General features: G+C 64.6%; 31 protein-coding genes. 15 read left to right on the top strand and 16 right to left on the bottom strand.

What is annotated here, in order from left to right; all coding sequences use genetic code 11:
- Positions 1–42: 42 nt before the first annotated feature.
- The gene (locus GM672_RS13950; RefSeq protein ID WP_155471139.1) at positions 43–651 is read right to left on the bottom strand and encodes a PEP-CTERM sorting domain-containing protein; all 609 of its coding nucleotides are present in this window, start codon (positions 649–651) and stop codon (positions 43–45) included.
- Between the two features lie 298 nt (positions 652–949).
- On the opposite strand from GM672_RS13950, the gene GM672_RS13945 reads away from it, so the two are divergent.
- On the top strand, positions 950–1,342 hold the full coding sequence (locus tag GM672_RS13945) for a hypothetical protein (RefSeq protein WP_170300064.1): 393 nt from the start codon (positions 950–952) through the stop codon (positions 1,340–1,342).
- Positions 1,343–1,350: 8 nt separating this feature from the next.
- On the opposite strand, the gene GM672_RS13940 is transcribed toward GM672_RS13945, so the two are convergent.
- The 3 genes from GM672_RS13940 to GM672_RS13930 are packed head-to-tail and all read right to left on the bottom strand — an operon-like array spanning position 1,351 to position 3,526.
- Positions 1,351–2,538: an AI-2E family transporter gene (locus tag GM672_RS13940; protein WP_155471138.1), complete on the bottom strand. Its 1,188-nt coding sequence runs from the start codon at positions 2,536–2,538 to the stop codon at positions 1,351–1,353.
- Between the two features lie 48 nt (positions 2,539–2,586).
- On the bottom strand, positions 2,587–2,901 hold the full coding sequence (locus tag GM672_RS13935; protein WP_155471137.1) for a BON domain-containing protein: 315 nt from the start codon (positions 2,899–2,901) through the stop codon (positions 2,587–2,589).
- A gap of 58 nt (positions 2,902–2,959) precedes the next feature.
- Positions 2,960–3,526, bottom strand: a complete 567-nt coding sequence (locus GM672_RS13930; protein ID WP_229417730.1) for a hypothetical protein — start codon at positions 3,524–3,526, stop codon at positions 2,960–2,962.
- Between the two features lie 182 nt (positions 3,527–3,708).
- Here GM672_RS13930 and GM672_RS13925 point away from each other — a divergent pair, with 182 nt between their 5' ends.
- From GM672_RS13925 to GM672_RS13915, 3 genes are all read left to right on the top strand, one after another.
- Positions 3,709–4,149 (top strand): outer membrane lipoprotein, encoded by a 441-nt coding sequence (locus GM672_RS13925; RefSeq protein WP_155471136.1) that lies wholly within the window; start codon positions 3,709–3,711, stop codon positions 4,147–4,149.
- A 171-nt stretch (positions 4,150–4,320) separates the two neighbouring features.
- Entirely contained in the window at positions 4,321–4,473 is a 153-nt protein-coding gene (locus GM672_RS13920; RefSeq protein WP_155471135.1) for a DUF3309 domain-containing protein, read from the top strand.
- Between the two features lie 49 nt (positions 4,474–4,522).
- Complete coding sequence (locus GM672_RS13915; protein WP_155471134.1) at positions 4,523–4,894, top strand: hypothetical protein; 372 nt, start codon at positions 4,523–4,525, stop codon at positions 4,892–4,894.
- 93 nt (positions 4,895–4,987) lie between these two features.
- On the opposite strand, the gene GM672_RS13910 is transcribed toward GM672_RS13915, so the two are convergent.
- The 7 genes from GM672_RS13910 to GM672_RS13880 form a co-directional block, all read right to left on the bottom strand.
- Positions 4,988–6,223, bottom strand: coding sequence for a patatin-like phospholipase family protein (locus GM672_RS13910; protein ID WP_371867067.1), 1,236 nt, complete (start codon positions 6,221–6,223; stop codon positions 4,988–4,990).
- A 90-nt stretch (positions 6,224–6,313) separates the two neighbouring features.
- On the bottom strand, positions 6,314–6,736 hold the full coding sequence (locus GM672_RS13905) for a hypothetical protein (protein WP_155471132.1): 423 nt from the start codon (positions 6,734–6,736) through the stop codon (positions 6,314–6,316).
- Positions 6,737–6,746: 10 nt separating this feature from the next.
- Positions 6,747–7,127, bottom strand: coding sequence for a phage holin family protein (locus GM672_RS13900; RefSeq protein WP_155471131.1), 381 nt, complete (start codon positions 7,125–7,127; stop codon positions 6,747–6,749).
- Positions 7,128–7,148: 21 nt separating this feature from the next.
- Complete coding sequence (locus GM672_RS13895; RefSeq protein ID WP_155471130.1) at positions 7,149–7,451, bottom strand: ElaB/YgaM/YqjD family protein; 303 nt, start codon at positions 7,449–7,451, stop codon at positions 7,149–7,151.
- Between the two features lie 118 nt (positions 7,452–7,569).
- Entirely contained in the window at positions 7,570–8,106 is a 537-nt protein-coding gene (locus GM672_RS13890; protein ID WP_155471129.1) for a ferritin-like domain-containing protein, read from the bottom strand.
- 30 nt (positions 8,107–8,136) lie between these two features.
- Positions 8,137–9,039 (bottom strand): OmpA family protein, encoded by a 903-nt coding sequence (locus GM672_RS13885; protein WP_229417729.1) that lies wholly within the window; start codon positions 9,037–9,039, stop codon positions 8,137–8,139.
- A 21-nt stretch (positions 9,040–9,060) separates the two neighbouring features.
- Positions 9,061–9,438 (bottom strand): DUF4398 domain-containing protein, encoded by a 378-nt coding sequence (locus GM672_RS13880; protein WP_155471128.1) that lies wholly within the window; start codon positions 9,436–9,438, stop codon positions 9,061–9,063.
- 229 nt (positions 9,439–9,667) lie between these two features.
- On the opposite strand from GM672_RS13880, the gene GM672_RS13875 reads away from it, so the two are divergent.
- Positions 9,668–11,755 (top strand): AsmA family protein, encoded by a 2,088-nt coding sequence (locus GM672_RS13875; protein ID WP_155471127.1) that lies wholly within the window; start codon positions 9,668–9,670, stop codon positions 11,753–11,755.
- Between the two features lie 21 nt (positions 11,756–11,776).
- Here the strand turns inward: GM672_RS13875 and GM672_RS13870 are convergent, their stop codons facing one another.
- Positions 11,777–12,346: an RICIN domain-containing protein gene (locus tag GM672_RS13870; RefSeq protein WP_155471126.1), complete on the bottom strand. Its 570-nt coding sequence runs from the start codon at positions 12,344–12,346 to the stop codon at positions 11,777–11,779.
- A gap of 244 nt (positions 12,347–12,590) precedes the next feature.
- Between GM672_RS13870 and GM672_RS28355 the strand changes: the two genes are divergently transcribed.
- Both GM672_RS28355 and GM672_RS13860 read left to right on the top strand, forming a co-directional pair.
- Positions 12,591–12,917 carry a BON domain-containing protein gene (locus GM672_RS28355; protein ID WP_170300063.1) on the top strand — a complete coding sequence of 109 codons (327 nt, stop codon included), beginning with the start codon at positions 12,591–12,593 and terminating at the stop codon, positions 12,915–12,917.
- 51 nt (positions 12,918–12,968) lie between these two features.
- On the top strand, positions 12,969–13,190 hold the full coding sequence (locus GM672_RS13860) for a YMGG-like glycine zipper-containing protein (protein WP_155471124.1): 222 nt from the start codon (positions 12,969–12,971) through the stop codon (positions 13,188–13,190).
- 59 nt (positions 13,191–13,249) lie between these two features.
- Here the strand turns inward: GM672_RS13860 and pepA are convergent, their stop codons facing one another.
- Together pepA and GM672_RS13850 are read right to left on the bottom strand one after the other, a co-directional pair.
- On the bottom strand, positions 13,250–14,137 hold the full coding sequence (gene pepA, locus GM672_RS29220) for a flocculation-associated PEP-CTERM protein PepA (protein ID WP_229417728.1): 888 nt from the start codon (positions 14,135–14,137) through the stop codon (positions 13,250–13,252).
- Positions 14,138–14,303: 166 nt separating this feature from the next.
- Entirely contained in the window at positions 14,304–15,020 is a 717-nt protein-coding gene (locus tag GM672_RS13850; RefSeq protein WP_155471123.1) for a Crp/Fnr family transcriptional regulator, read from the bottom strand.
- Between the two features lie 161 nt (positions 15,021–15,181).
- On the opposite strand from GM672_RS13850, the gene GM672_RS13845 reads away from it, so the two are divergent.
- From GM672_RS13845 to GM672_RS13825, 5 genes are all read left to right on the top strand, one after another.
- Positions 15,182–15,955: an outer membrane lipoprotein gene (locus GM672_RS13845; RefSeq protein WP_155471122.1), complete on the top strand. Its 774-nt coding sequence runs from the start codon at positions 15,182–15,184 to the stop codon at positions 15,953–15,955.
- A 147-nt stretch (positions 15,956–16,102) separates the two neighbouring features.
- Positions 16,103–16,306, top strand: a complete 204-nt coding sequence (locus GM672_RS13840) for a hypothetical protein (RefSeq protein ID WP_155471121.1) — start codon at positions 16,103–16,105, stop codon at positions 16,304–16,306.
- Between the two features lie 146 nt (positions 16,307–16,452).
- The gene (locus GM672_RS13835) at positions 16,453–16,599 is read left to right on the top strand and encodes a lmo0937 family membrane protein (protein WP_107141518.1); all 147 of its coding nucleotides are present in this window, start codon (positions 16,453–16,455) and stop codon (positions 16,597–16,599) included.
- 118 nt (positions 16,600–16,717) lie between these two features.
- Positions 16,718–17,404, top strand: coding sequence for a YiaD family glycine zipper/OmpA-like lipoprotein (locus GM672_RS13830; RefSeq protein ID WP_155471120.1), 687 nt, complete (start codon positions 16,718–16,720; stop codon positions 17,402–17,404).
- Positions 17,405–17,464: 60 nt separating this feature from the next.
- Positions 17,465–18,016 carry a DUF3617 domain-containing protein gene (locus tag GM672_RS13825; RefSeq protein WP_155471119.1) on the top strand — a complete coding sequence of 184 codons (552 nt, stop codon included), beginning with the start codon at positions 17,465–17,467 and terminating at the stop codon, positions 18,014–18,016.
- A gap of 133 nt (positions 18,017–18,149) precedes the next feature.
- On the opposite strand, the gene GM672_RS13820 is transcribed toward GM672_RS13825, so the two are convergent.
- Positions 18,150–18,986 (bottom strand): branched-chain amino acid aminotransferase, encoded by an 837-nt coding sequence (locus GM672_RS13820; protein ID WP_155471118.1) that lies wholly within the window; start codon positions 18,984–18,986, stop codon positions 18,150–18,152.
- Positions 18,987–19,041: 55 nt separating this feature from the next.
- Positions 19,042–20,172, bottom strand: a complete 1,131-nt coding sequence (locus GM672_RS13815) for a porin (protein ID WP_229417727.1) — start codon at positions 20,170–20,172, stop codon at positions 19,042–19,044.
- A gap of 236 nt (positions 20,173–20,408) precedes the next feature.
- On the opposite strand from GM672_RS13815, the gene GM672_RS13810 reads away from it, so the two are divergent.
- The 3 genes from GM672_RS13810 to cls all read left to right on the top strand — a co-directional run bounded on the left by GM672_RS13810 (position 20,409) and on the right by cls (position 25,249).
- A complete protein-coding gene (locus GM672_RS13810; RefSeq protein WP_155471117.1) occupies positions 20,409–21,725 on the top strand; it encodes an acetyl-CoA hydrolase/transferase family protein in 1,317 nt (438 codons plus the stop codon).
- A 90-nt stretch (positions 21,726–21,815) separates the two neighbouring features.
- Complete coding sequence (locus GM672_RS13805; protein ID WP_155471116.1) at positions 21,816–23,864, top strand: site-specific recombinase; 2,049 nt, start codon at positions 21,816–21,818, stop codon at positions 23,862–23,864.
- Positions 23,861–25,249, top strand: a complete 1,389-nt coding sequence (gene cls / locus GM672_RS13800) for a cardiolipin synthase (protein ID WP_155471115.1) — start codon at positions 23,861–23,863, stop codon at positions 25,247–25,249. Before GM672_RS13805 ends, cls begins: the two co-directional genes overlap by 4 nt.
- Positions 25,250–25,371: the final 122 nt, after the last annotated feature.

The raw sequence follows: 25,371 nt of genomic DNA, 5'->3' as shown, positions 1-25,371 counted from the left end.
GCGCCGAAAACAGGCAATCCGGGATGATATGGAGAATACTGCTCAGCAATGCCGACGCCACTTGGCAACCGCCAGCAGGAACAAACCGCCCAGCACCGTTGCATAGGCCGACGGTTCGGGTACCGGCATGATACCGAAGGACAGCGTACCGGCGTTCCATACGCCCTCGGCCTCGTCAAATCCGAGATCCTTGAAGCCGTCGTGAAATTCCAGGCGCAATATGCCGTCGGCACCGACATTGAAAACAAGGCCCAATTCGCCCAGATCCTGGTATCCGGCGTAATCCATCGTGCCGTCGAAATCGTCGCCATCACCGGGGGTGAATGTCACCCCGTTGCCCAGCGTATCGCTGAAGGTAATTTTCATTTCGGACAAGTAACTGCCGACATAACTCGTCACGTTGACGTCCCACCTGAAACTCGTGATCGACGCGCCCGGCCCGACGTAAAAATCAAGAACGACGTTATTTTCCGCGCCTCGCTCGTCATAATTCTGGATGCCTGCGATGTCCACCTGCAGTGTGTGCAAGGGGGCTTGCAGTGCAACGACCGCGCCCGGATTCACTTCGGCGGCATGCACGACGCCGCTGCTCATCGCCGTGGCGAGTGAAACAAGGGCGAGGAGACGAAGCATATACTTTACGATTGTCATGATATTGTTCCATAAACAAATACCAACGCACGCAGAAGAACTGCCCGACAGAACACATTGCGTCAGGAGTTTGAAGGAGGTGACTTCGCCCAATGGACGGTCCGAATTTATTGTATAGCTAACTCGTGCTGCCGAACCGGCGGATAGCAAGAAATAAGGAAGTCGGAATACTGATGAGAAAAACGCGTTGCGCAAGCCGCTGAAAAATGCTTTAAAGGGGGTTTGCCGGTAAGCGGTATAGCGCGGAGCGGCCGTCAGCCTCCCGCGTACAATACGGCCATATCGATGACTGGACACCATGCAGAAAATTGAATTCGAGACCTTGATGCGCCTGGCGCAAGCGTCCGCGGCGGTCACGGCGCCATGCAGCTGCAACAGGGTGCCGGTGCCTTCATGGAGTGCATTGCCGATGACGCTGGAACTGGACCGCTTCGAGGACATCGGCGTGCTGTTCGACGATCCCTGCGACGAGCCGACGTTCGCCGAGTACCATCCGGCCGGCACCCGCTACGAAAGCGAGGAGGCGCCGATCGCGCCGGGTTTCTATCCCTACAATCGCTGCACCGTCGCACGGTGCCTGGACTGCGGCCGGCACTACCTGCGCTATAACGAGGCTGGGGGCTATTTCACCGAGCTGCGCATTCGCGCATTGCGGCCGGCGCTGCTCGTCGACGCAGCCGCGCCGGGCTAGGAGCCGCCCTACTCGCCCAGCATCTCCGCCACCACTTCCATGCCCTCGACGCGCTCGGCGACGACCTTGACGATGACGATCACGGGCACGCCCAGCAGCAGGCCCCACACGCCCCACAGCCAGCCCCAGAACAGCAGGCTGACGAAGACGGCGGCCGCGTTCATGCGGGCGATGCGTCCGGTCATCCAGGTGGTAACAAAGGTACCGACCAGGGTGGCGATGGCCAGTGACGCACCCGTGACGAGCAGCACCATCTGCAGCGATTCGAACTGCAGGAAGGCCACCAGGCCGGTGGCGCTGGTAATCAGGAGCGGGCCGAAGTACGGCATGATGTGCAGCAGCCCGGCCACGATGGCCCAGGCGCCGGCGTTTTCCAGGCCGATGGCGCGCAACACGACCCACATCAGCAGCGCCAGCAGCACGTTGGTGACGAGCAGCATGAACATATAGGCCTGGATCGACGTGTTGATGTCCTCCAGGATGTGCACGGTGATCTTTTTCTTCGACAGCGACGGCCCTGTCAGCTTGACGAGCTTGCGCTTGAACGTGTCACCCGACAGCAGCAGGAAGAACACGAGGAAGATCACCATCGTGGCCTGGCTGAGGATGCCGGCGACGCCGCGCGCGCTGACCCATACCCAATCCATCACGCGGATGCCGCCGGCCGCTTCGGCCACGGCCGGCTGCTGGCGCTTGGCGGCGCGGCGCGCCTGGTTGCCGGCCGTGGCCTGCTCGATCTCGGTGGCGACGGCCTGGATACGCGACAGGGTGCTGGTGCTGCTGCTGGTGGTCGAGGCCAGCAGGCGCGACAGCTTATGGGTAATGGTGGGAAGTTCTTCGACGATATTCTGGAATTCGCCATGCACCTTGTCGATCGTGACGACCGAGCCGCCCAGGATGGCGACCGTGACGAGGGTGGCACCGAAGGCGCGCTTGATGCGCAGGCGCTCGAGCCACGTGACGACGGGGTTCAGGGTGTAGGCAATGAAGATGCCGAGCAACAGGGGGACGAGGAAATTACGCGACCATTGCAGCGCGTACAGGAAGGCCACCGTGGCGATGATGCCCAGGGCCAGGCCACGCGCGTGGACGTGCAGTGGCAGTTGCAGCTTGCCCGCATGCTCGGCGCCGGTATCCGGCGATGCCTGCAGCGGTGGGAGGTCGGCGGGTGATCCGAGAGGAGGCGGGCGGTCCATGGTGACAGGTGCCGGCACCGCCCGGAGGCGGCGCCGGCCACGCCCTTCTTACTTGACGCGGATGTCGTTTTTCACCGACTGCACACCCTTCACGCCGCGAGCGATCTCGCCGGCCTTGGTGATGTCGCCTGGCTGGGCCACGAAGCCGGACAGCTGCACGGTGCCCTTGAAGGTCTCGACGTTGATTTCCGTCGACTTCAGGGTTGGCTCGTTGAAGATCGAAGCCTTGACCTTGGTGGTCAGGACGGCGTCATCGACGTACTCGCCGGTGCCTTCCTTGGTCGACGTCGATGCGCAACCGACGACGGAGAAGACGGTGGCGGCTGCGAACACGGCGGTAACAACTTTTTGAGCGATTTTCATGGTGGTTCTCCTTCTTGGTGTGGTCAAAATGCCCGGGAACGAGCTGGTAAGCAGTCGGTCAATAACCGAACTGGGATTTCGCAGCCGAGACGCAATGCTCCTTGGCTGTGCCGGCAAGGGCGTCGCATTTTTCGGCGGCAACCTTGTATTCGGCAATTCGTTTGTCTTCACGCGCATTGCTGCGCGCTTCGATCACTTTCTTGTCCGCCCGCGCATCGGCCAGGGCCGCCGTGCGGGTGGCCTTTGCCTGCGTGATGCAGACATCCTTGTCATTGCCGGCCAGGGCGCCGCAGCGGGCGCGGTCGACCGCGTAGTCCGCTTCGGCTATGTCCTTGCGCGCTTCCGTATAGGCCCGCAGCGTGTTCTTGTACTGCGCCGTCGCGTCGCCTTCGGCCCGCACCCGGGCGGCCTTCGCTTCGGCCATGCAGACATCCTTCGGCTGGCCGGCCAGGGCGTCGCAACGGGCCAGGGCCTGCTTGTACCCGGCCGTTGCGGCGGCCTTGGCGTTCTTGTACAGCGCCTTCGCCTCGGGGGTCGCGGCGGCGAATACATTCATGCTCGTTGCGATCAGGAGCGCTCCCAGCAGGGGCGCCGCACGGAGGCCTGGCTTCAAGAGCTTGTTCATCTTTTCTCCGTTGAGTGATGCAATGACAACAGTGTCCTACAGTTGCGCTAAGCATTCTGTACGCTGGCGAACATACAGCTGCACATTTTGCAACAAACGGGCTCGACAGGTCACGGTGCGTCATCGCACAGACCCGCCGGCCGAGTGTGACTAATCTGACAGCACTACTTTGAGGAGGACATATGAAAACTACTCACACCCTCGCCGCCACGATGATCGCCATTGCCGCCCTGACCGGCTGCGCCAGCAATACCCCAGTGGCCGACACGAATTACAGCCGCGCCGACTCGGCCAGCTACGGCACCATCGAATCGATCCAGGTGGTGCGGGTCGATCCGGCCACGAGCGGCGCCGGCGCCGTCGCGGGCGGCCTGGTGGGCGCGCTGGTGGGCAACCAGATCGGTTCGGGCAGCGGCCGCACGGCTGCCACGGCTGCCGGCGCCATCGGCGGCGCACTGGCCGGCAACAAGATCGAATCGAACCGCAATGCCCCGCATGATGTCTACCAGATCAATGTAAGGCTGGACAACGGCGACTACCGCACCGTCAACCAGGACAGCGCCTACGACCTGCGCCAGGGCAGCCGGGTGCGCATGGTCGATGGCCGCGTGTATCGGTACTGATCTTCGCTGATCCGCCCTGCCGCACCGCGAGTCATGTTTTACCCGTAGCATCGCTACTGCACGAACCGGATTGACAGGGCCGCGCCCGGCGGGCGGCCCTGTCAAAGTGGGCGAAAGCCCAAAAATGCGTACAACGAACGCGTACAACATCGCGCACAACAAGGAGCACTCATGGGCACCATACTTCTGATTATTCTGGTACTTGTCCTGATCGGGGCGCTGCCGACATGGCCACACAGCCGCAGCTGGGGTTATGCGCCCAGCGGCATCGCCGGACTGATAGTCGTGATCCTGCTGATCATGTTGTTGACAGGCAGGTTGTAACAACGAGGGGGCGCCAGGTGCGCCCCTTCCCTTTCATGGAGGAACAACAATGAACAAGACCTTGATGGGCGCCCTGCTGGCGGGCGCGCTGGCGTGCGGCCTGGCAGGCAATGCCGTGGCACAGGCCACCCCGGCCGCGACGGAGCAACAGCAGCAACGGGAACTGGCCCGGGGCGAACCGGCGCGCTGGCTGAAGGAAGACACGTCGGAACGGGCGCAGATCGCCACGAAGAAAAAGGAAATCGCCGCCGCCCTGAACGAATCGCTGGCCGAATGCAAACGCATGGCGGCGAGCGAACGCAGCAACTGCGTCAAGGAAGCGCGCCAGACCTACAAGACGGACCTGGCCAATGTGCGCGAACTGGTCGCCGCCTCGAACCGGATGGGCGGCGTGCATGAAACGACGGGCAAGTCCGAATAAGCTTGCCGGCTGACGGCGTCAGCACCTGAACCATGACCCAGGACCTGGGTCGGCGCCGGGAGGCTCCACCCCGGTACGCGGCCCGGCAGTGGGTCAAGGCACCCCGTGCCTCGCGTGCGCAGCGGTTCCCGCCTGCAAGGCGGCACCGCTGCGCTGCTCCGCCCGGGGCGGCAGCTCATGCACCACCAGCGGCGTATCGTCCACCACTTCGTTGAGCCAGCCGGCCGCGCCGATGGCGCGCATGGCGTCGCGGTAGCCCTGGTCCCAGCGCCACTCGATCGAACCCTTCGAAAAATTGATGTCCTTCATCGCCATCTGCCAGTCGCGCCCCGCGTATGGCAGGCGTACCACGTGCAGCGTATTGCCGCACCCAAGCGCGTCGAGTTCGCGTGCGCCCTGGGCGCTTTTCTCGTGGTCCGGCAGCAGCGCGTACATGGCCCGCAGCTTCTGCTGCAAGGTGCGCGTGTTGACGTAGTCCTCCAGGTGCCGGCGTGAACGGGACGCGAAGGTGACGTCCTTCTGGCGTGTCTGCACTTCTTCCAGGGTCCGGGGCTCCGGCCCCTCGGCGCTCCACAGGTCCACCATGAAGCACAGCGTGTCGGTCTGCGAGCGGTCGGCCAGCACGGTTTCCAGCGGGGTATTCGAGTACAGGCCGCCATCCCAGTACAGCTCGCCATCGATACGCACGGGCGCGAAGCCGGGCGGCAGCGCGCCGCTGGCACGGATGTGCTCGGCGCAGATATTGCCGTGGCGGCTGTCGAAGCTGGTCAGCGAACCGCAGCGCACGCGCAGTGCGTTGACGGTCAGGCGCATGCCTTCGGGACTGTTCAAGTAATCGAAGTCGACCAGTTCCTTCAACGTCGTCGCCAGTTCGGCCGTGTCGTAGAAACTGGCCTCTTCCGGTGGCACGGGCAAGCCGGCGGCGAACAGGCCGAAGGGCCGCGGCTTGAAGAAGCCATTGACGCCGCGCAGCAAGGTGTCCATCGTCGACAGCCAGATATTGGCGCGCCGGCCGTCTTCGGAAAGGCGCACGGGATCGAGCGCGTCGAGGTGGGCGATGCGGTCCCAGAACTGGCGCAGCCGGCGCAGGCGGTCGGCCTGGCGGTTGCCGGCCAGCAGGGCCGCGTTGATGGCGCCGATCGACGTGCCCACCACCCAGTCCGGGCTCAGGCCATGCTCGTGCAGTGCGTGGTAGACGCCGGCCTGGTAGGCGCCGAGCGCGCCGCCGCCCTGCAGCACGAGGACGATACGCAGGCCGGACGGGTTCAGGCGGTTGGCCGGTGCTTGCGCCAACTGCGATAACGGGGGGAACTGGGGAGTTTGCGCCAAGGCCGCTCCTTCGGGAAGTGTAGCCGCCATTGTAGCGCGCACGAAAAAAACGCCGCGAGCGCGGCGTTTGCAGTGCAGCCCTCGCGGGCCTCAGTGCGGATGCTTCTGCTTGCGGCGGTAGTACCAGCCTGCCGCCGCGGCGGCCACTGTTCCCAGCGCCAGCGCCGGCTTGGTCAGGCGGCGCTTCTGGATGAACGAAGCCACCGTGATCGCCACGGGCATCAGGGCCTTGTAGTTGATGCCGCCGAGGATGCCGGACAGGCCACCACCGCCACCGCCACTGCCGCTACCGCCGCCGATGCCCGGCAGCTTGGCCGCCAGCAGGCCGGCAAAGCGCGCCTGCACGGCGGCGATGCCCATGTCGACGGCGCCGTGCAGCAGCACCTCGGGGTGCAGTGCGTGCGCCACCTGGTGCTTGGACTGCATCACCATCAGGCGGTGCAGCTCGCCTTCCTTCAGCAGCCGGGCCTTGGCCGATGCGTAGGCCGTCGCGTTTTCATGCTTGTCGCTCATTGCTATCCTTTCACAACAACATATCGCGATCGGCCTTCAGCTCGGCCATCGTGGCCGACAGCGCCAGCCTGCCCTGCAGGATCATCTTCTTGATCGTCATCACCAGTACCACGGCGATGACGGCGAAGACGGCCGCCAGGATCAGCAGGATCTTCCAGCCGAGGGCGTCCCAGGCCAGGTAGATCAAGGTGGCCGTGCCGAAGGCAATGGCGAACCAGGCGGCCAGCACGACAAGGGCGAACAGTACCGACAGTTCGACCAGGTGCCGGCGCACTTCGGACAGTTCCAGCGCCGCCAGTTCAATGCGCGACAGAACCAGCCGGAGGCTGTTCTTGACCACCCCGGTCAGCGAGCCGATCAGGCCGGGGGCGCGTGGCTCGGAGTGCTCCATATCGTCTCCGGGCACGGGCGATTATTTGCGGCCAACGATGACGCCGACCAGCAGGCCGATGCCCGCCGCCACGGCGACCGAGCGCCATGGATTGTCCTTGACATAGGCGTCCGTGGTGGCGGCAGCCTGCTTGCCCGACTCGACGGCCTTGACCTGGGCTTCCTGGGCCTTGGCCAGTGCCGTATCCAGGGCGCGCATGCCGCGGCCGCGCAGTTCCTCGGCCTTTTCGCCCGTCAGCGCAGTGGCGGCGGTGAACAGGGCCTGGGCATCCTTGACCAGAGTTTTCACGTCGTTGTTAACGGTACTGATGTTATTTTCCAGCATGATAATGCTCCTTTATTGGCAGTATTGAAGGAACGCGGACCCGGTGCGAACGCTGCTGCACCGGCCCGTTCCCGAAGTGAAAACAAAGCGGTTATAGGTTACGTATGGGTAGAACGAATCATTCCAGCAGGTCGCGCATGTCGTCGGCGTGCTCTTCTTCTTCCGCCATGATCTTGACCAGCAGCTGGGTCGTGACGGGATCGGTGTCGCCGATGCGCTCGATCATCTGGCGGTAGGCCTCGATGGCGACGCGCTCGGCGATGAGGTTCGAACGCACCATCGACTGCACTTCCAGCGACTCATCATACTCGGCGTGGCTGCGCGCCGGCAAGGTGGCCGGGTTGAAGTCGGGCTGGCCGTTCAGCTGGACGATGCGTTCGGCCAGCCAGTCGGCGTGCTGCGCTTCCTCGCCGGCATGTTCCAGGAATTCGGCCTTGATGCCCGAGTTGGCGCGGCCGCTGACCGTGTAGTAGTGCCGCTTGTAGCGGTTGATGCAAACGAGCTCGGTGGCCAGCGCATCGTTCAGCATTTTCAGCACGGCTTCGCGGTCGCCCTTGTAGCCTGCCGTCACCGGGCCGTCCGCCATGTTCTGCGCGGCTTCCCGGATGGCCGCGGTATCGATGCCGCTGGCCTGGGGTTGGGTAATGTCGGACATGATGTTCCTCTTCTCGAATCGGATGGTGCCTTAGCGGCGTGGCTGGATCGGCTTGCCCGCTTCGGACAGCACGATCTCGACGCGGCGGTTCAGCTGGCGCTCGCCCGCGGTGGCATTGCCGGCCACGGGATACGCTTCGCCGTAGCCGCGCGTTTCGACGCGGCTGCGGTCGATGCCCATCTGGGTCAGTGCCGAACGGACGGCTTCGGCGCGGCGCTGCGACAGTTCCAGGTTGTGCGCGGTCGAACCGGTGCTGTCGGTGAAGCCTTCCACCAGCACGGTGCGGTCGGTGTTCTCGCGCAGGATATTGGCCAGCTTCTGCACGGTGGCCTGGCCACCGGACGTCAGCACGGCCTGGTCGGTATTGAACAGCACGTCGCCAAGAGTGACGACCATGCCCCGCTCGGTCTGCTTGGCCTGCAGTTCGGCCAGCTGGGCAGCCAGGGCCTGGGTCTGGGCCTGGGCATCGCGCGTGGCGGCCCTGGCCTGCTCGGCGCGGGCCTTGGCGGCTTCGGCGTCGCGCTGGGCCTGCTCGGCGTTGCGGCGTGCCGCTTCGGCCTCGGCGGTACGGGCCTGCAGGCGGACCTGTTCGCGTTCGGCGCCGGACTTGGCCAGGTCGCCTTCGGCGCGCCTGGTACGGGCCACTTCCTGGGCGGTGGCGATCTTCGTCTTCGCCAGCGCGGCCAGCTGGTCGATCTTGGCCAGGTCCTCGCGGTTGGCGGCGGCCGAATTGGCCGCGTTCAGGGCCTCGGAGGCGGCCTTGAATTCATTCGGGGCCAACTGCGGCACGGAGGCGCCTTGCGCGGCCGTGAAGTCGCTGCGGGCCTGGTCCAGGGTGCTGGTCGTGATCGGTGCCGAGCTGCACGCCGAGATGGCGATGACAAGCGACAGCAGGACGGGGGTGATGGCTTTACGGTTCAACATTTTCTTCATCATGTGCTCCTGTTCTTGGGCTTATTTGGTATTGCTGTTGGCGCGATCGAGTTCCTCGCGCAGCACACGGATATTTTCCTGGACCGCTTCGGCGGCGCCGGTAGCCTTGGCCGACGTGGCCTTGCTCTGCGCCAGCTTGGCTTCGGCCTGGGCCTGGGTGGCCAGCTCGGAGGCGAGCTTGTAGTCGCGTTCCTTCAGGGCCTGGTTGGCGCGCTGGAACTTCTCGCGGGCCGAGCTCAGTTCGGCCGGTGCCAGTTCGGCGGCGCCGGCCTGGGCAGCGTTTTCAACGGCGGCACGGGAAACGGCAACATCGGCCGTGGCAGGGGCTTTCTGGCTGGCGCAGGCGGACAGCAGGATGGCGGTGGCAAACAGGGCCGGCAGGGTGAGACGAGGGCTCATTTCTTTTTCTCCTCAAACGTTAAACAGTGATCGTGACTGAAGTTATAGCCGGAAGAGCAACACTCCATCAGTACGCTGCCGCACATATGGCGAATAGCGCGACAATCTCTCGCTCGCACGCAACGCTTTCCGGTGCCACCGGCCCGCGATACCGTGCGGAACCGCACATTGCCAAAAGCCCTATCGATGTTATGTTGAAGATGGACTCAAAACAGAAAAAGGCCCTGTCATGACCCTGCCTCGCCGCAAGAAGATCGCCCTGGCCGTGGGCGGCACCGTTGTCGCCATTCCCGCCATCGCCCTGATCGTGCTGCTCAATTACGACTGGAACAAGGCACGCCCCTGGCTGAACGCGAAAACCAGCGAAGCCATCGAGCGGCCCTTTGAAATCCGCGGCGATTTGTCGCTGACATGGGAAAAGCAGCCGCGCCCGCCCGCCCAGCGCACGTGGCGCGACTGGTTCCCGTGGCCGCACCTGGTGGCCAAGGACGTCCACCTGGGCAATCCGCCCGCGATGGTGACGGCACTGGCGAACGCCAGGCAGCCGGCACCGGCCGACATGGCCAAGGTCGACGCGATCGCCTTCTCGATCAATCCCTTCGCATTGCTGCACCAGACCATTTCGATCCCGGAGCTGTCGTTCCAGTCGCCCGACGTCTACCTGCGCCGCGTCCAGGACGGCAGCAACAACTGGACCTTCGAGAAAAAGGAAAAGAAATCGAACTGGAAGCTGGACCTGGACCGCCTCGTGTTCAGCCGCGGCAGCATCCGTTTCGTCGACGCCATCGAGAAGATCGATGCGACGGCCCAGGTCGACACGCTGGACAACGATCCGAAGTACGGCGTCGGCTGGAAGCTGACGGGCAAGTGGAACGACGCGCCGATCCGGGGCGGCGGCAAGACGGGCGCCGTGCTGTCGCTGCAGGACGCCAGCGTGCCCTTCCCCATCGTGGCCGATGCGAAAATCGGCCTCGTCGACGTGGCCGCCGAAGGCACGCTGACCAATCCGGCCAAGCTGGCCGGCATCGACATGCGGCTCAAGGTATCCGGCGCCAGCATGGCGCGGCTGTATCCGATCACGGGCCTGGTGCTGCCGGAAACGCCGCCGTTTTCCACCCAGGGCCGCCTGGTGGGCGAACTGAAGAAGGGCAGCAGCACCTGGACCTACGACAACTTCACGGGCAAGGTGGGCTCCAGCGACATCGCCGGCAAGCTGGCCTACCAGCAGAAGAAGCCGCGCGGCCACCTGACGGGCAATGTGCACAGCAAGCTGCTGCAGTTCGCCGACCTGGGTCCGCTGATCGGCGCCGATTCGAATGAGAAGAAAAAGGAACGGGGCGTGGAGACGGTGCAGCCGGCCGACAAGGTGCTGCCGGTGGAGAAATTCCGCACGGAGCGGTGGAAGAGCATCGACGCCGACGTCAGCTTCAAGGCCGACCGCATCACACGCACGGCCCAGCTGCCGATCAGCAAGCTGTACACCGAGTTCCACCTGAACGACGGCGTGCTCAAGCTCACGCCACTGAACTTCGAATTCGCCGGCGGCAGCATGGCCTCGACCGTCAAGCTGGACGGCAGCGGCCGCCAGGTGAAGGACGCCATCGCCGCCAACCTGGACGTCAAGGGTCGCCACATCAAGCTGAACCAGCTGTTCCCGAACATGCCGCAGAAGCAGGCCACGGTGGGCGAGATCAATGCAGAGGCCAGGCTGTCGGCCACCGGCGACTCGGTGGCGAGCCTGCTGGCGAAGTCGAACGGCGAACTGAAGACCGTCATCACGGACGGCACCATCAGTAAATTGCTGCTGGAACAGATGGGACTGAACGTGGGCAGCATCATCGTCACCAAGCTGGCCGGCGACAAGCCGGTGCACCTGAACTGCCTGGCCGGCGATTTTGCCGTCACCAACGGCATCGCGCAGACCCGTTCCTTCATCGTCGACACCACCGACGCGACCATCCATATCAACGGCGCCGTCAGCCTGGCAGAGGAACGCATGGACCTGACCTTGAAGCCGGACAGCAAGGGCCTGCGCATTGTGTCGCTGCGCTCGCCCATCTATGTGCGCGGCAGCTTCAAGAAGCCGGACGTCGATATCGACAAGGGCGTGCTGGCGATGCGGGCCGGCGGCGCCATCGCGCTTGCCACCCTGGCCGCGCCCGTGGCCGCCGTGCTGCCGCTGATCCATGGCGGCGGCGACGGCGTCGATTGCGGCAAGCTGGTCAGCCAGGCTCAGGCCAAGCCGACGGCCCCCGCGCCAGGCAAGCAGCTGGCCAAGTCGAAGCAGGCCACCGCCGAGCAGGTGAAAGGGAAGTAAGGGGCCGAAGCGGCTGACCGCCTACAGCTTGAGCCGGATGGTCCAGCGGCGCGACGGGTGACTGTCGCAATCGAACTGCACGCCGGTGACGTTGTTGGCCATGCTGACCCCGCCGGCGATTGTCAGGCATTTATTCGTCTGCACGTTGCGCAGCTGGTGCTGGCCGCTGCCGCTGACGTCGCTGATGCGCCAGGTACGCGACGGGTGCTCGTCGCAGTCGAACTGCAGCGCCCGCACGTTATTGTCCGTGCTGACGCCGCCGGCGATGGTCAGGCACTTGCGCGTCTGCACGTTGCGGATCTGGTAAATGTTGTCGCCCTTTTCCACCAGCTTCCACGAGCGGGACGGGTCGTTGTCGCAGTCGAACTGCACGGCGTCGACATTGTTTTCCGTGCTGACGCCGCCCGCCACCGTCATGCACTTGCCGGTCTGCACGTTCACCAGCATCAGCTCGGCCGAAAGCGGCGCTCCCTGTGCCGGTCCTGCCTGCGTGACGGCCGTCGCCGCCACCAGCAGGGCGATGCAAACGAACGTCACCTTGCGCCAGGCGGCGCGCCGCCAGATGAGATCGTGCCTGTCCCGATGGTTCATGCTGTTCTCCTTCGCGCGGCATTCCGCGCCAACAGGAGCCAAGTCTAGCGAGGGGACTTCAACGATTTGTCGGAACTTTGTCCCAAAGGCTTGCATCCATCCGGTAGCCATGATGGTAACAAACGTAACAAAACCTTACTCCGTGAAGTGGCGAACAGAACGATTTATATCATTTTCGTATCCTGTAAGCATTGGTGCAGGGCCGGGTTTTCCCAGCCGCACCCTTTCCACCCAAGGAGCGTGTATGAACAACCTGACTTCCCTGCCGACCCTGCTGTCCGGCCTGGTGCTGGCCACCTTGGTGGCTTGTGCTTCCACCAACCCCGCCGCGCCCACCGGCGCCCAGGTCAGCGATGCAGCCCTGACCAACAATGTGCTGGCCACCCTGGCGCAACAGAAGGACATCAACCCTGCCACGATCGCGGTGGAAAGCTATGACGGCGAAGTGCGCCTGTCCGGCTTTGCCGCCAGCCAGCAGGAAATGGACACGGCCGTGGCCGCCGCTCGCAGCATCGCCGGCGTGAAGGTCGTCAGGAACGACATGAAGCTGACCGAAGAACAGAAAAAATAAGCCCGGGCTCCGGCCCATCCAAACCCGATCACCGTACCCAAGGAGAACACCATGAACATCAAGCAAACCACCATGCGCCTGACCCTCGCCGCCGCCGTCCTGGGCCTGACCGCCTGCTCCGGCATGTCCACGCAGGACCGTAACACGGCCATCGGCGCCGGCGTCGGCGCCGTCGCCGGCTCCGCCCTGTCGGGCGGCTCGGCGCTGGGCACCGTCGGCGGTGCCGCCGTGGGTGGCGTCGTCGGCAACCAGGTCAGCAAGCCAAACCGCTGATCCGCACGCTTTGCTGCATCAAAAACGGCGCCCGCGGGCGCCGTTTTTTCATGGGACCTTCAGCGCCGGCGCCGCGTCATCGACAGGCCGGCCAGTCCCAGGCCCAGCAGCGCGAGGGTGCCCGGTTCCGGCACCTGGCCATTGAAGTCGACCGTGCCGCTGGCATTGTTGATCGACACCAGGTTGCCGTTGATGACGACACCCTGGCTGGTGTTGTTGAAGGCATCGAATGCCAGCGAGTAGAAGGGGTTCGGTTCGGCAAAGAAGGCGCTGCCGATGGCATTGTCGCAGTCCGTCGCCAGCGCCGCCAGGCCGCCCGCCACCGGCACGCCGCCCAGTGTCGCCGTCCCCGCGCCGGTGCATACGGCGAAGTTCTGGGTGGCGTTCAAGGTGGCGCCGCCCTCCTCGTTCAGGCCCGTGATGCCGTCGACCAGGTTGCCCACGGCAAGCAGGATATCGTCGCCCGTGTTGCCGTTGACGGTGGCCTGCGTATTCGTGTTGGCGTCGGCCTGCGAGAAGGTGGTGTTCAGGCCGGGGTCGGCGTAGAACTTGAAGTCCAGCTGCGTCAGGTCGTTGAACGAGCCGGCCGTGTTGTTGCCCGTGCCGCCTTCGCGGTAGACGTTGGTCAGCTCGAACGTGACGTACAGGCGGTAGCCGCCCACGGCACCGATGCCGGTGGTGGCCGAGTCGATCGAGGCGCCGCCGATGGAGAACGAACCGAAGGTCAGCCAGCCCGACCCCGTGTTCGTGTCGCCCGATACCTGCAGCAGTTGCGAGGAGCTGCCGGAAATCTGGTTGGCCACGAAAGGACCGTATGGCAAGGCCGTTGGCAGCGCCAGCGGATTGATGGTGAACGGCGGCGCATCGGCCAGCGCGTATGGCGCGGCGGCCAGGGCAAGCAGCGCAACGGCGGCACGTGCTGCCGCCCTGATCTGGGATCGCTTCATGGTTTCTCCTGATGAGTGAAGGGTCGTGTCAAGCGTCGCGATCGCTTGTACTGACCTGCATCAGCAGAAAACATGCCAGCGAGGGTAACTTGAGGTTAATCAAGCACTTCGCTCATGAAGGGGGAACTTGCCCCCTTGAAGTTGTAAAGATTTTCGACAGCGCCCGCTAGCGCTCCTTGACCAGCTCGTAGCAGCGGCAGGACACGGCTTCCAGCCCGCTCGAATCGAGGATCTCGATATTGCCGCGGCTGTAGGAAATGAGCTTCTGGTTCTGCAGCGCACTGGCCGCCTTCGTGACGCCGACCCGGCGCACGCCCAGTGCATGGGCCAGGAACTCATGGGTCAGGTGGAATTTCTCCGACTGCAGGCGGTCGCGCGTGACCAGCAGCGAGCGGGCCAGGCGCGCTTCCAGCACGTGGAAGCGGCTGCACACGGCAATCTGGATGGCTTGCGCCAGCAAGGTGTCCGTATAGCGGTGCAGCAGGTGCTGCAGCGACTCCATGCGCCGGAATTCGGCGGAGAAATCGGCCGCGCCGATACGCAGTACGCGGCCGGCGCGCTGCACCACGGCACGCACCTGCGCCTGCGCGTTGCCGAGAGCGACGGAGGTGCCCAGCATGCCTTCGCGGCCGACTGAGCCGACCTCGAGCGTCATGCGGCCTTCCGCGACGGCCAGCAGCGAGATCAGCGCGTCGACGGGGAAATAGATGTAGCGGATCGTGTGGCCCGGCTCGAACAGGATATCGCCGACTTCCGTCAGGATCGTCTCGCACTGGCCTTCGAGCTGCGCCAGGTCTTCTTCTGGAAGGCTGGCGAGCAACCGGTTCCCGGCTGCGCTCGGCGGAGCGGGGCTGCTGTGCGCTGTGTCAAAGTTCAGATTCATTGTATGGCCTGATAGGTTGGCATGTGCACATCGTTGGATACCAAGCGTAACGACTCTCAATTCCCATGTATGTACGGTGACGCACGGAACACCCTGCAGCCGGGAAGGACAATGCCAGCAAAGGCTCGCGCATTCCGCGGCCAAGACAACAAGGACTCATCATGAATCATCCAAGCACACCTCCACGCCGCGCCAACCTGCATCCGCTGATGCTGGTTGCCGCCGTCGTCTTCATCCTGTTCTGCGGCGTGGGCATCGCCTCCTTCATGGGCTGGCTGCCCTCGTCCGACAATGCCGGGCGTCCCGAACAGCTGGTCAATCCGGCCGCCGAACAGCTGGCGACGGCACCCTATTCGCCGCCATCGGCAGCCGTGCAGTCGAGCCAGTACGCGGCCGGTGCCGGCAGCATTAACGGCGTGTCGACGTCCGGCAGCGGCGCACTGGGCACCAGCGGCGCATCGAACGATGTGATCGCTTCGCCTGTCGTGCCGGCATCGGAGCCGCGCAAGGCGGCACCCGTGCGCGACGAAGCGCTGCAGCGTGAGCGCGAGCGCGAGCGGGCCCGTGAACGCGCGGCCGAACGCAAGCATGCGGCCACGCCCGTCTGCGACACATGCGGCATCGTCGAGAGCGTGAACGAAACGAAGACGCGCGCCGCCGGCAGCGGCGTGGGCGCGGCCGGCGGTGCCGTCGTCGGTGGCCTGCTGGGCCGCCAGGTCGGCGACGGCCGCGGCCGCGACCTGGCAACGATTGCCGGCGCCATCGGCGGTGCCGTGGTCGGCAACCAGGTCGAAGGCAATATGAAGGGGACCAAGAAGTACGACGTGACTGTGCGCATGCACGATGGCGAACTGCGCACCTTCCATACCGACTCGCCCGTGTGGCGTGGCGGCGACCAGGTCAAGGTGGTCAACGGCATGCTGCAGTCGCGCTGATTCCTGCCCTGTCTCAGTCGCCCTGCACGGCCCCGTGGTTCGCCACGGGGCTTTTTTTCGCTCTGTGCGCCAGCGAACGGAAGCTGCTCAACCGTAACCACACAATCGACTTACACCGCCTTTGAGGACGGACATGGGGAGAAACGGATGAACAGATCGGCGTGGGGAGGAATGGTTGCGCTCGGGCTGCTGCTGGCCCGCATCGGCTACGGCGAACTGGAAGCGTTCGACGCGGCCGTGCCGGAATGGACGGTCATGCTGCTGCTGACGGGCGGCCTGCTGGTGGCCATGCTGGGCGTGACGGGGATGCTGGGCCTGCTGGGCTGGCTGCCCCGCGTGGGCGAGCGCTGAGCGGCGCCAATGTTGGCGCATTGTCCAGTTTTTTGCGCCAATGTACGGCACCGAACAGAGCCCGGGAGTGACTAGTCAGATAATACGATTCATGGCAGTGCGGAACGAAAGCGCTGGACATATAACCCGAGACGAGAGGACAGATCATGCTTTATACAATCGCTGTAGTACTTATCATCCTGTGGCTGCTGGGCTTGGTCACGTCGTACACCATTGGCGGCTTCATCCACATCCTGCTGGTGGTTGCCGTCATCATGATCCTGCTGCGCCTGATCAGCGGCCGCGGCGTCTAGCGTTGAACGACCATGACAACAGCGGCGGTGCATGAAAGTGCAACGCCGCTGTGTTACTTTCAGGGGCAGCCGTACCGAACAAGGCGCCCTTGCCCCCCCAAACCAGGAGATCCAGACCATGACGATTCTGAATGACACTTGCAGGAAAACCGTGGCCGGCGCGCTGGCGCTGGCGATGACACTCGGCGCTACGGGTTGCGCCGACATGAACCCCGAACAGCGCGGCACTGCCACCGGCGCCGGCATCGGTGCCGGCCTGGGCGCGATCCTGGGCGCCTCCACCAGCGGCGGCGGCGGTGGCCGCGCGGCCGGTGGCGCCGCCATCGGTGCGGCAGTCGGCGCCGTGGCCGGCAATATCTGGTCGAAGCGGATGGAAAGCCAGAAGCAGGCCATGGAACAGGCCACGCGTGGCACTGGCGTGCAGGTATCGCAGACGTCGGACAATCGCCTGAAGATGGAAATCCCCAGCGATATCTCGTTCGACACGAACCGGGCCGACATCAAGTCCAACTTCCGGCCCATTCTGGACCGCTTCGCCACCACCCTGAACGAGAATCCGGCCACCACCGTGACGATCATCGGCCACACGGACAGCACCGGCAGCGATTCGATCAACCAGCCCCTGTCGGTGGAACGCGCCTCGCATGCGCGCGACTACCTGGCAACGCGCGGCGTGTCGCCCACCCGCATCGTCGTCGAAGGCCGCGGTTCGCGCGAACCGATCGCGTCGAACGAGGACAACTCGGGCCGGGCCCGCAACCGTCGCGTGGAAATCTACGTGGCCGAAGCGGCACCGCGCAGCTAAGTTCACACCACCGCAGCACGACCGGCCGCATACGCGGCCGGGAACCCACTAGGAGACACCATGAGCACCCTGCGCGCCCGCTTCACCGTCTGCTGTATCGCCCTCGCCTCGGCTGCCCTGCCCGCCGCGGCGGCCGGCCTGAAGCCGGGCCTGTGGGAAATGACCAGCAAGGTGGCCTCCGCCTCGCCCGAAACGATGTCGGCGCTGGCGGTGGCGCAGCGGGAAATGGCGAACATGTCGGCCGAGCAGCGCCGCACCATCGAGCAGGCGCTGGCCAACCAGGGTGTCAAGATGGACCTGGGTGCGACGGGCGGCGTCAAGTTGAACTTCTGCCTGACGCCGGAGCAGGCTGCCGACCCCACCTTCCCCGCCGGCCAGCCGGGCCAGTGCAGCAGCACGCGCACGAAAGTCCCCGGCGGCATGAACGTCACCTTCAAGTGCGACAAGCCCCGCTCCGCCGGCAGCGGCCAGGTCATCTTCGAAGGCGACTCGGGCTTCACGATGCGCATGAACGTCGACAGCACCGTGCAGGGCCAGTCCCAGCAGATGACGGTCGAAAGCGCAGGCCGCTGGCTCAAGCGCGACTGCGGCAACGTCCAGCCCGTGCGGTGAATGCACCCGGACACGCCGAATTCAGAGCCGCCGAGTTCGCTTCCCTGAAAGCGGTGTCTGACACCGGTTTCCAAGCAATAGTTCCTGAGCTGCCGCTGCTGCATCGGGTATCTGACACGGAATTGGGCGCCGCCTAGTTCGCTTCCATGAACGCGAAGTACAGATCGCGGGCGCGGGTAGCGACGGGGCCGACGGGCAGCGCGCGTTCCTCGTAGCGCACGCAGGGCGTCACCTTGCCGAAATTGCCCGTATTGAAAATCTCCGTTGCCGTTTCCAGTTCGGCCGGGCGCACGCTGCGCTCCTGTACCGTCACGCCGTTTTCCTTCAACAGCGCGATGACGCGGGCACGCGTGATGCCGGCGAGGAAAGTGCCATTCAGGGCCGGCGTGACGACGGCGCCATCAAGCGTGACGAAGAAGAGGTTGGCAGTGGCGAATTCGGCGACGTTGCCGTCCATATCGCAGACCACGCCGTTATCGAAGCCGCGTGCCTTGGCTTCGCGCAGCACGCGCGTCGTGTTAGCGTACAGCGAGGAAGCCTTGGCGTCCGTGGGCGCCATGCGCGCATCGGGGCGCAGCAGGGTGGACAGGCAGGCCGTGAAGCCCGTGAACGGCGGAATGGCGGCGTCGAACAAGGTCAGTGCGAAGGCGCTGCTTTCCGGCACCGGTACCAGGAGGCCTTCGGTGGCGAACACCAGGGGGCGGATATACAGCACGGCGTCCGGCGGGAACTTGGCCACGCCTTCGCGCACCAGGGCTTCCATTTCGTCGACCGACAGGGGGCACTGCATGCCGAGGCGTTCGGCCGAGTGGATCACGCGTTGCAGGTGCGGGCGCAGGTCCGGCAGGTGGCCGCGAATGGCGCGCGCGCCATCGAAGACGGAAGACCCCAGCCAGACGCTGTGATCCATCGCGCCGAACAGGGGCGTATTGCCTTCACTCCAGGCGCCGTTGAAATAAGTCAGGTACATGCTCTCTCCGTGCAGTTTCCAAAAAGCAGAATCTAGCACACGGAGGAGGCGCCCATCAGAAGGCGTGGCGCAGGCCGATATTGATGGCGCTGCGGCCCTTGCCCTGTTCGCTGAAATTACCCACCGTGTAATTGGCGCCGTTATGGTCCTTGATCTTCGCGTAGGCGGCGTAGAAGGCAGTGCGGCGCGACATCGAATACGTCATGCCGACGGCGATCTGGTTGGCATCCTGGTTGGCCAGCGTGCGGTCGTCCTTGCGGATGTACGACAGCATGTAGGTGGCCGCGCCAGCGGCATACGACACGCCCGCCAGCGCATCGTTGCTACGCGTCGACGGCGACGCCAGCACCAGCGCGCCGTACGGGTTGTCCTGGTCCCAAGGCGAGCTGCCCACGCCCCGGTTGACGGCATATGCCGCGTACACGGTGGCGGCCTGGCCCAGGTGCAGGTTGGCGGCCACCAGCGAATTGCGCGACGACAGGTCGATCGGCGCCGTCGAACCGACGCCCTGCAGGTAGTTGTTCTTTTTCTGGTGTGCCGCGCGCAGCGTGAACGGACCGCCCTGATAGCCGATCATGGCGCCATAGGCGCGGTTGCGGGCCGTGCTGAAGACCGATTCGCCGAAGCTGTAGACGGCGCTGGCGACGAAGCCGTTGACGAGACCGGAACGGAACTTGATGGTGTTGTCCGAACGCCTGCTGCCATTGCCCATCAGGTTCGTCGCCGTGCCGGCCATGCCGCCGCGGAACGGGTCGGCCACTTCCGCCAGGGTTTCGTAGCCCACGTCATACTGGCGGCCCACTGTCAGCGCGCCCCAGCGGTTGGCCAGGCCCACGTAGGCCTGGCTGCCGAACAGGCGGCCGTTCTGGTCGGACTGGCCCGTGTCGTTGCGGATGCCCGCTTCAAGTGTGAAGACGGCGGACGTGTTGTTGCCCAGGTCTTCGCGGCCGGAAAAGCCGATGATGGAACCGGTCGATACGCCGGGGGAAATCTTGGTGCTGGGGCAGTTGCCGTCGCGGCAGTCATGCTCGGACACGGCACCCGCATCGAGCACGCCGTATACCTTGACCGAGGAACCGGAGGACGTGTCGGGCGGCGTTTGCGCCAGGGCTGCCAGGGAACCGAGACAGCCGGCGGCCACCAGCGGCGCTTTGATGAACAGGATGTTCATGAATTGGGTCTTCATGATGGGTCTCTAGGAGTCAAGTCAACAATCGACCGATCGGCTCGGCTATGCCACGTTGCGTGCTTTTCCTAAAGCTTGAAGCCAGTATAGGCCCGAACTGTCGCGAATTCTGTGCGGAATTTCACAGTACGTCACTCTTGGTACTCTACGGTACGTCGATAGATATACCTCAACGGACGGGCGGCGTATACTGATTGAAGCAAGTGTTTTTTCTTTTCTCAAAAGAAAGGCCGTTCATGCAACAGGCAACAATCCACGTCCCGCCGCGCATCATGTACGAAAACAAGCGTCTTGCTCCGATGGATGCCATCGGCCTGCTGCGCGATGGCGACTGCATTATCGTGCCGTCCGGTGCCGGCGAGCCGCCCGCCCTGCTGACGGCGCTGTCCGAGCGCCGGCGCGAACTGCACGACGTCAAGGTGGCGCAGATCCTGGCGCTGCGCAAATACGGCTACTTCGACTGCGACACGACGCACCACGTGCGCCACCTGGCGCTGTTCTTCGGTGGCGCCTCGCGCGCGGCCGGCCAGGCCGGCTGGGCCGACTTCGTGCCTGCCTATTTCTCCGAGCTCCCTGCCCTGATCGAACGCGAGCTGATCGCCGCCGATGTCGTCTTTTCGCTGGCCTCGCCGATGGACGAACACGGCTTCTTCTCGCTCAGCCTGGGCGCGGACTACACGATGGCCGCCGTCGCCAAGGCACGCGCCGTGGTGCTGGAGGTCAATCCGAACGTGCCATTCGCCCACGGCCAGTGTCATGTGCACATCAGCCAGGTGGCGGCCATCGTGGAAAGCAGCGATCCCGTGTTCGAAGTGGGCCTGCCCGCCATCGGCGCCGTGCAGGAGGCCATCGCGGCCCACGTGGCGCCGATGATCGAGGACGGCTCGACCCTGCAGATCGGCTACGGCGGCATTCCCGACGCCGTCGTCATGCAGCTGGGTCACAAGCACGACCTGGGCATCCATACGGAAATGATCGGCGACGGCATCCTGAAGCTGGTGCAGGAAGGCGTCGTCACGAACCGCCGCAAGAGCTTCATGCCGGGCAAGATGGTGGCCACCTTCGCGCTGGGCTCGAAAAAGCTGTATGACTTCATGCACCACAACCCGATGCTGGAGATGCATCCCGTCAGTTTCACGAACGACCCGTATATCGCCGGCCAGAACGACAAGCTGGTGGCCATCAATGCCAGCCTGCAGGTGGACCTGCTGGGCCAGTGCGGCTCGGAAAGCATTGCCCACCTGCCCTACTCCGGCACGGGCGGCCAGGTCGATTTCGTCCGCGCGGCCAACCGCTCGCGCGGCGGCAAGGCCTTCATCGTGCTGCCGTCGACGGCCAAGGACGGCACCATCTCGCGCATCGTGCCCACCTTGAGCGCGGGCACCCATGTCACGACGGGCAAGAACGACATCAACTACGTCGTCACGGAATATGGCGTGGCGCAGCTGCGCGGCAAGTCGGCCCGGCAGCGGGCCGAAGCCCTGATCGCCATCGCCCACCCGGAATTCCGGGCCGAACTGCGGCGCGCCGCGGCCGCCATCCACCTGTGTTGACGAGGCCGTTTGTACGCTGGCGTACATTGTAGGGATTGCCGAACGGTTACACTGGCGTTTTGATCGAATGCGGCCAGACCGTACCACCGCATGCTAGCCATACTTGAAAGCATCGACAGCGGCACCACGGGCATCGAGCCCCTGGTGGCCCTGGTCGAGACCTTGCGCCCCCGCCGTCCCGGCGACATCCTGCGCGCCACCGCCAACGTCCGCACCCTGACCCAGCTGCTCAAGGGCAATCCGGCGCATGCGCTGTCGCTGCGCGACTATCTCTTCCGGCTATTGGCCGGCCGCCGTCATGCCAGCCTGTACAGTGAGGTTGGCGTGCTGTCGAACGACGGCTTCTTTACGGAACTGAAGCGCCGCATCGCCTACCGCATCCTGCCGCCCGCCTTCGGCGACGAATACCTGGCCGACGCGCTCGACCAGATGCTGTACCGCCAGACCGACTACCTGTGGATCGCCGGCGTGCCGGCGGCCGACTGGCTGGCCCTGTTCGACACGGTGATGACGCCCCGCCCGGGCCCGAACATCATGCTGCCGGGTCTGCTTGAAGCGATCCAGACCCTGAGCTACCGTGTCAGTGCCATCGGCCTGGAACCGACCCTGACGAATTTCCATACCGAGATGGAAGAGTTTGAGTCGCCCTTCATCGTGCAGAACCGCGAGGTGGTCCACTACCTGGACGGCTACGAGCGCATGCTGGCCGGCGGCGACGTCATGCTCGACGCCCGCCACCTGCTGGTGATGCTGGACCAGTGCGACGGCGTCATCGCCAAGATCCGCAAGAAGGCGCTGGTGCAGGGCACGTCGATCGCACTGACCTACCTGCTCGTCACCTTGAGCCAGAGTATCGAGCGGCTGCGCAAGCTGCTGTACCTGGTCGACGTGTCCGGCGCCACGCCGGAGCCGCCCACCGTCGATATCGACGCCGTGGCGGCCGACGCCATGCCGCACCGGCCCGTCACCGTCGCCGCCACCCGCAAGCGGGCCGCCGCGCTGGCCCTGGCGCTGGAACTGATCGAGGCCCACAACAACAAGTACACGGTGCGCGACCTGTTCGCCGACAATATCCACCTGCTGGCCCGCAACGTCACGGAAAACGCCAGCCGCACGGGCGAACACTATATCGCCGAGAACCGCCGCCAGATGGCCGGCATGTTCCTGTCCTCGGCCGGGGCCGGCGTGATCGTCGGCGTCATGGCGCTGATCAAGATCCTGTTCGGCGCGCTGCGCACGGCGCCCCTGGTCGAAGCCTTCCTGTTCAGCATGAATTACTCGCTGGGCTTCATGCTGATCCACCTGCTGCACTTCACGGTGGCCACGAAGCAGCCGGCCATGACGGCCTCGCGCATCGCGGCCGGCCTGCAAAGCCCGGACGGCAAGCATATCGACCTGGACAGCCTGGCCGAACTGATCGGCAAGGTGCTGCGTACCCAGGTGACGGCCGTGCTGGGCAATATCGCCACGGCGCTGCCGATGGCATGGCTAATCGCGTGGTGCTGGCTGCAGCTGGCCGGCCACCACCTGGTCACCAAAGACAAGGCCCTGCACCTGCTGCACGACATCGACCCCATCCACACCCCGGCCCTGCTGTACGCGGGCGTGGCGGGGGTCTGCCTGTTCCTGGCCGGCCTGATTTCCGGCTACTACGACAACCAGGCCCTGTACACCCGCTGGGGGCAGCGCATCGGCCAGTTGCGGGGCCTGTCGGCGCTGCTGGGCAAGGCGCGCACGGCGCGGCTGGGCACCTACCTGGAGAACAACCTGGGCGGCCTGATGGGAAATTTCTACTTTGGCATCATGCTGGGCACCATCGGCACCGTCGGCGCGCTGATCGGCCTGCCCATCGATATCCGCCACGTGACTTTCTCCGCTGCCAACTTTGCGACAGCCCTGGTCGCCTTGGACTACGATGTAAGCTGGCAACTGGTAGTGAAATCCGTAATCGGCTTCCTGGCCATCGGCAGTGTCAACCTGCTGGTCAGTTTCGGCCTTGCCCTGTGGGTGGCGCTGCGCGCACGGCGCATACCCTTCGAGCATGGCTTCCTGCTGGTGCGCGCCCTGTTCCGGCAGGCCCGCAAGGCACCAGTTGATTTCTTTATCGGCAGCAAAGACGGCAGCAAGGAGAAAAAATGAAAATCTGGCGTGCGCAACACTGTCTGCCCCTGATCCTGGCGATGTGGTCCCTCGTGGCCTGCGCCTCGCTGCCCACCGTCGATTCGGACAAGACGAAAGCCCAGGCCGCTGCTGCACCCGTGGTGCAGTCGGCCAACGGCACCCTGTCGCCGGACAAGGCCAAGGCCCTGCTGGCCAAGCGCTGGTCCAAGTCGACCCTGGACCTGAAGGCCCAGGCGGCGCTGGAGGAAGCGGCCACGGGCGTGCCCCTGATCGCCGGCAACCAGGTCAAGCTGCTGTTCGACGGCCCCCAGACGATGGCCGAGATGATGAAGGCCATCGCTGGCGCCAAGCACAGCATCAATTTCGAAACCTATATCTTCGACCAGGACGAACTGGGCGACAAATTCGCCGAGCTGCTGATGGAACGCCAGCGCGCCGGTGTTGTCGTCAACATCATCTACGACAGCGTGGGCACCCTGGCCGTGCCGCAGGAATTCTTCGACCGCATGCGCAAGGCCGGCATCCACCTGGTGGCCTTCAATCCCGTCAACCCGACCAAGGTGCGGGGCAATGGCTGGAAGGTGAACAACCGCGACCACCGCAAGATGCTGATCGTCGACGGCAAGATCGGCTTTGCCGGCGGCATCAACATCAGCGACACCTATTCGAAGAGCTCGCCGTTCCGCTCGAAGTCGCGGCCCCGCTCCGAGAAGGACGTGGGCTGGCGCGACACCCACGTGCGCATCGAGGGCCCGGCCGTGCACGCGATGCAGTGGCTGTTTATCCAGAACTGGACCAAGCAGGATGCGGACGACCTGCGCGAAGCGGACTACTTCCCCAATCCCGTCATCGCCGGCGACAAGCTGGTGCGCATCCTCGGCAGCGAACCGGGCGGCAAGTTCGAGATCTACAAATCCATGCTGCTGGCGATCCAGGAAGCAAAGAAATCGATCCACATCACCTGCGCCTATTTCGTGCCGGACGAGCAGACCCTGCAGGCGCTGATGGATGCCGCCAAACGGGGCGTCAAGGTGCAGCTGGTGCTGCCCAGCGTATCGGACAGCGGCCTCGTCTTCCACGCCGGGCGCGCCTTCTACGAGCCCCTGCTGGCCTCGGGCGTGCGCATCTTCGAGCTGAAGCTGGCCGTGCTGCATGCCAAGACGGCCGTCATCGATGGCGTCTGGTCCACGGTGGGCTCGACCAATATGGACACGCGCAGCTTCCTGCACAACAGCGAAGTGAATGTCATCGTGCTGGGCGACGCCTTCGGCAACGAAATGGAAAACGCCTTCCGGGAAGACCTGCGCAATTCCAAGGAAGTCACGCTGGCCGCCTGGCGCGACCGCTCCACCGTCACGCGGATGAAGGAGTGGGCGGCCAAGTGGTGGGATTACTGGCTGTAACGATCATGGATCAGCCCGTGTCCACCGTGGGGTCAGACCCCGACACGGACACAGGCTCAGCAGTAGCGACCGGATGAGCTTGTGTCTTGTCGGGGTCTGACCCCGAGGTGGACACAGGCTCA

The organism is Pseudoduganella buxea (genome assembly GCF_009720835.1).
GTDB classification, from domain to species: domain Bacteria; phylum Pseudomonadota; class Gammaproteobacteria; order Burkholderiales; family Burkholderiaceae_D; genus Rugamonas; species Rugamonas buxea.
This window is presented reverse-complemented; position numbering and strand designations above follow the sequence as displayed.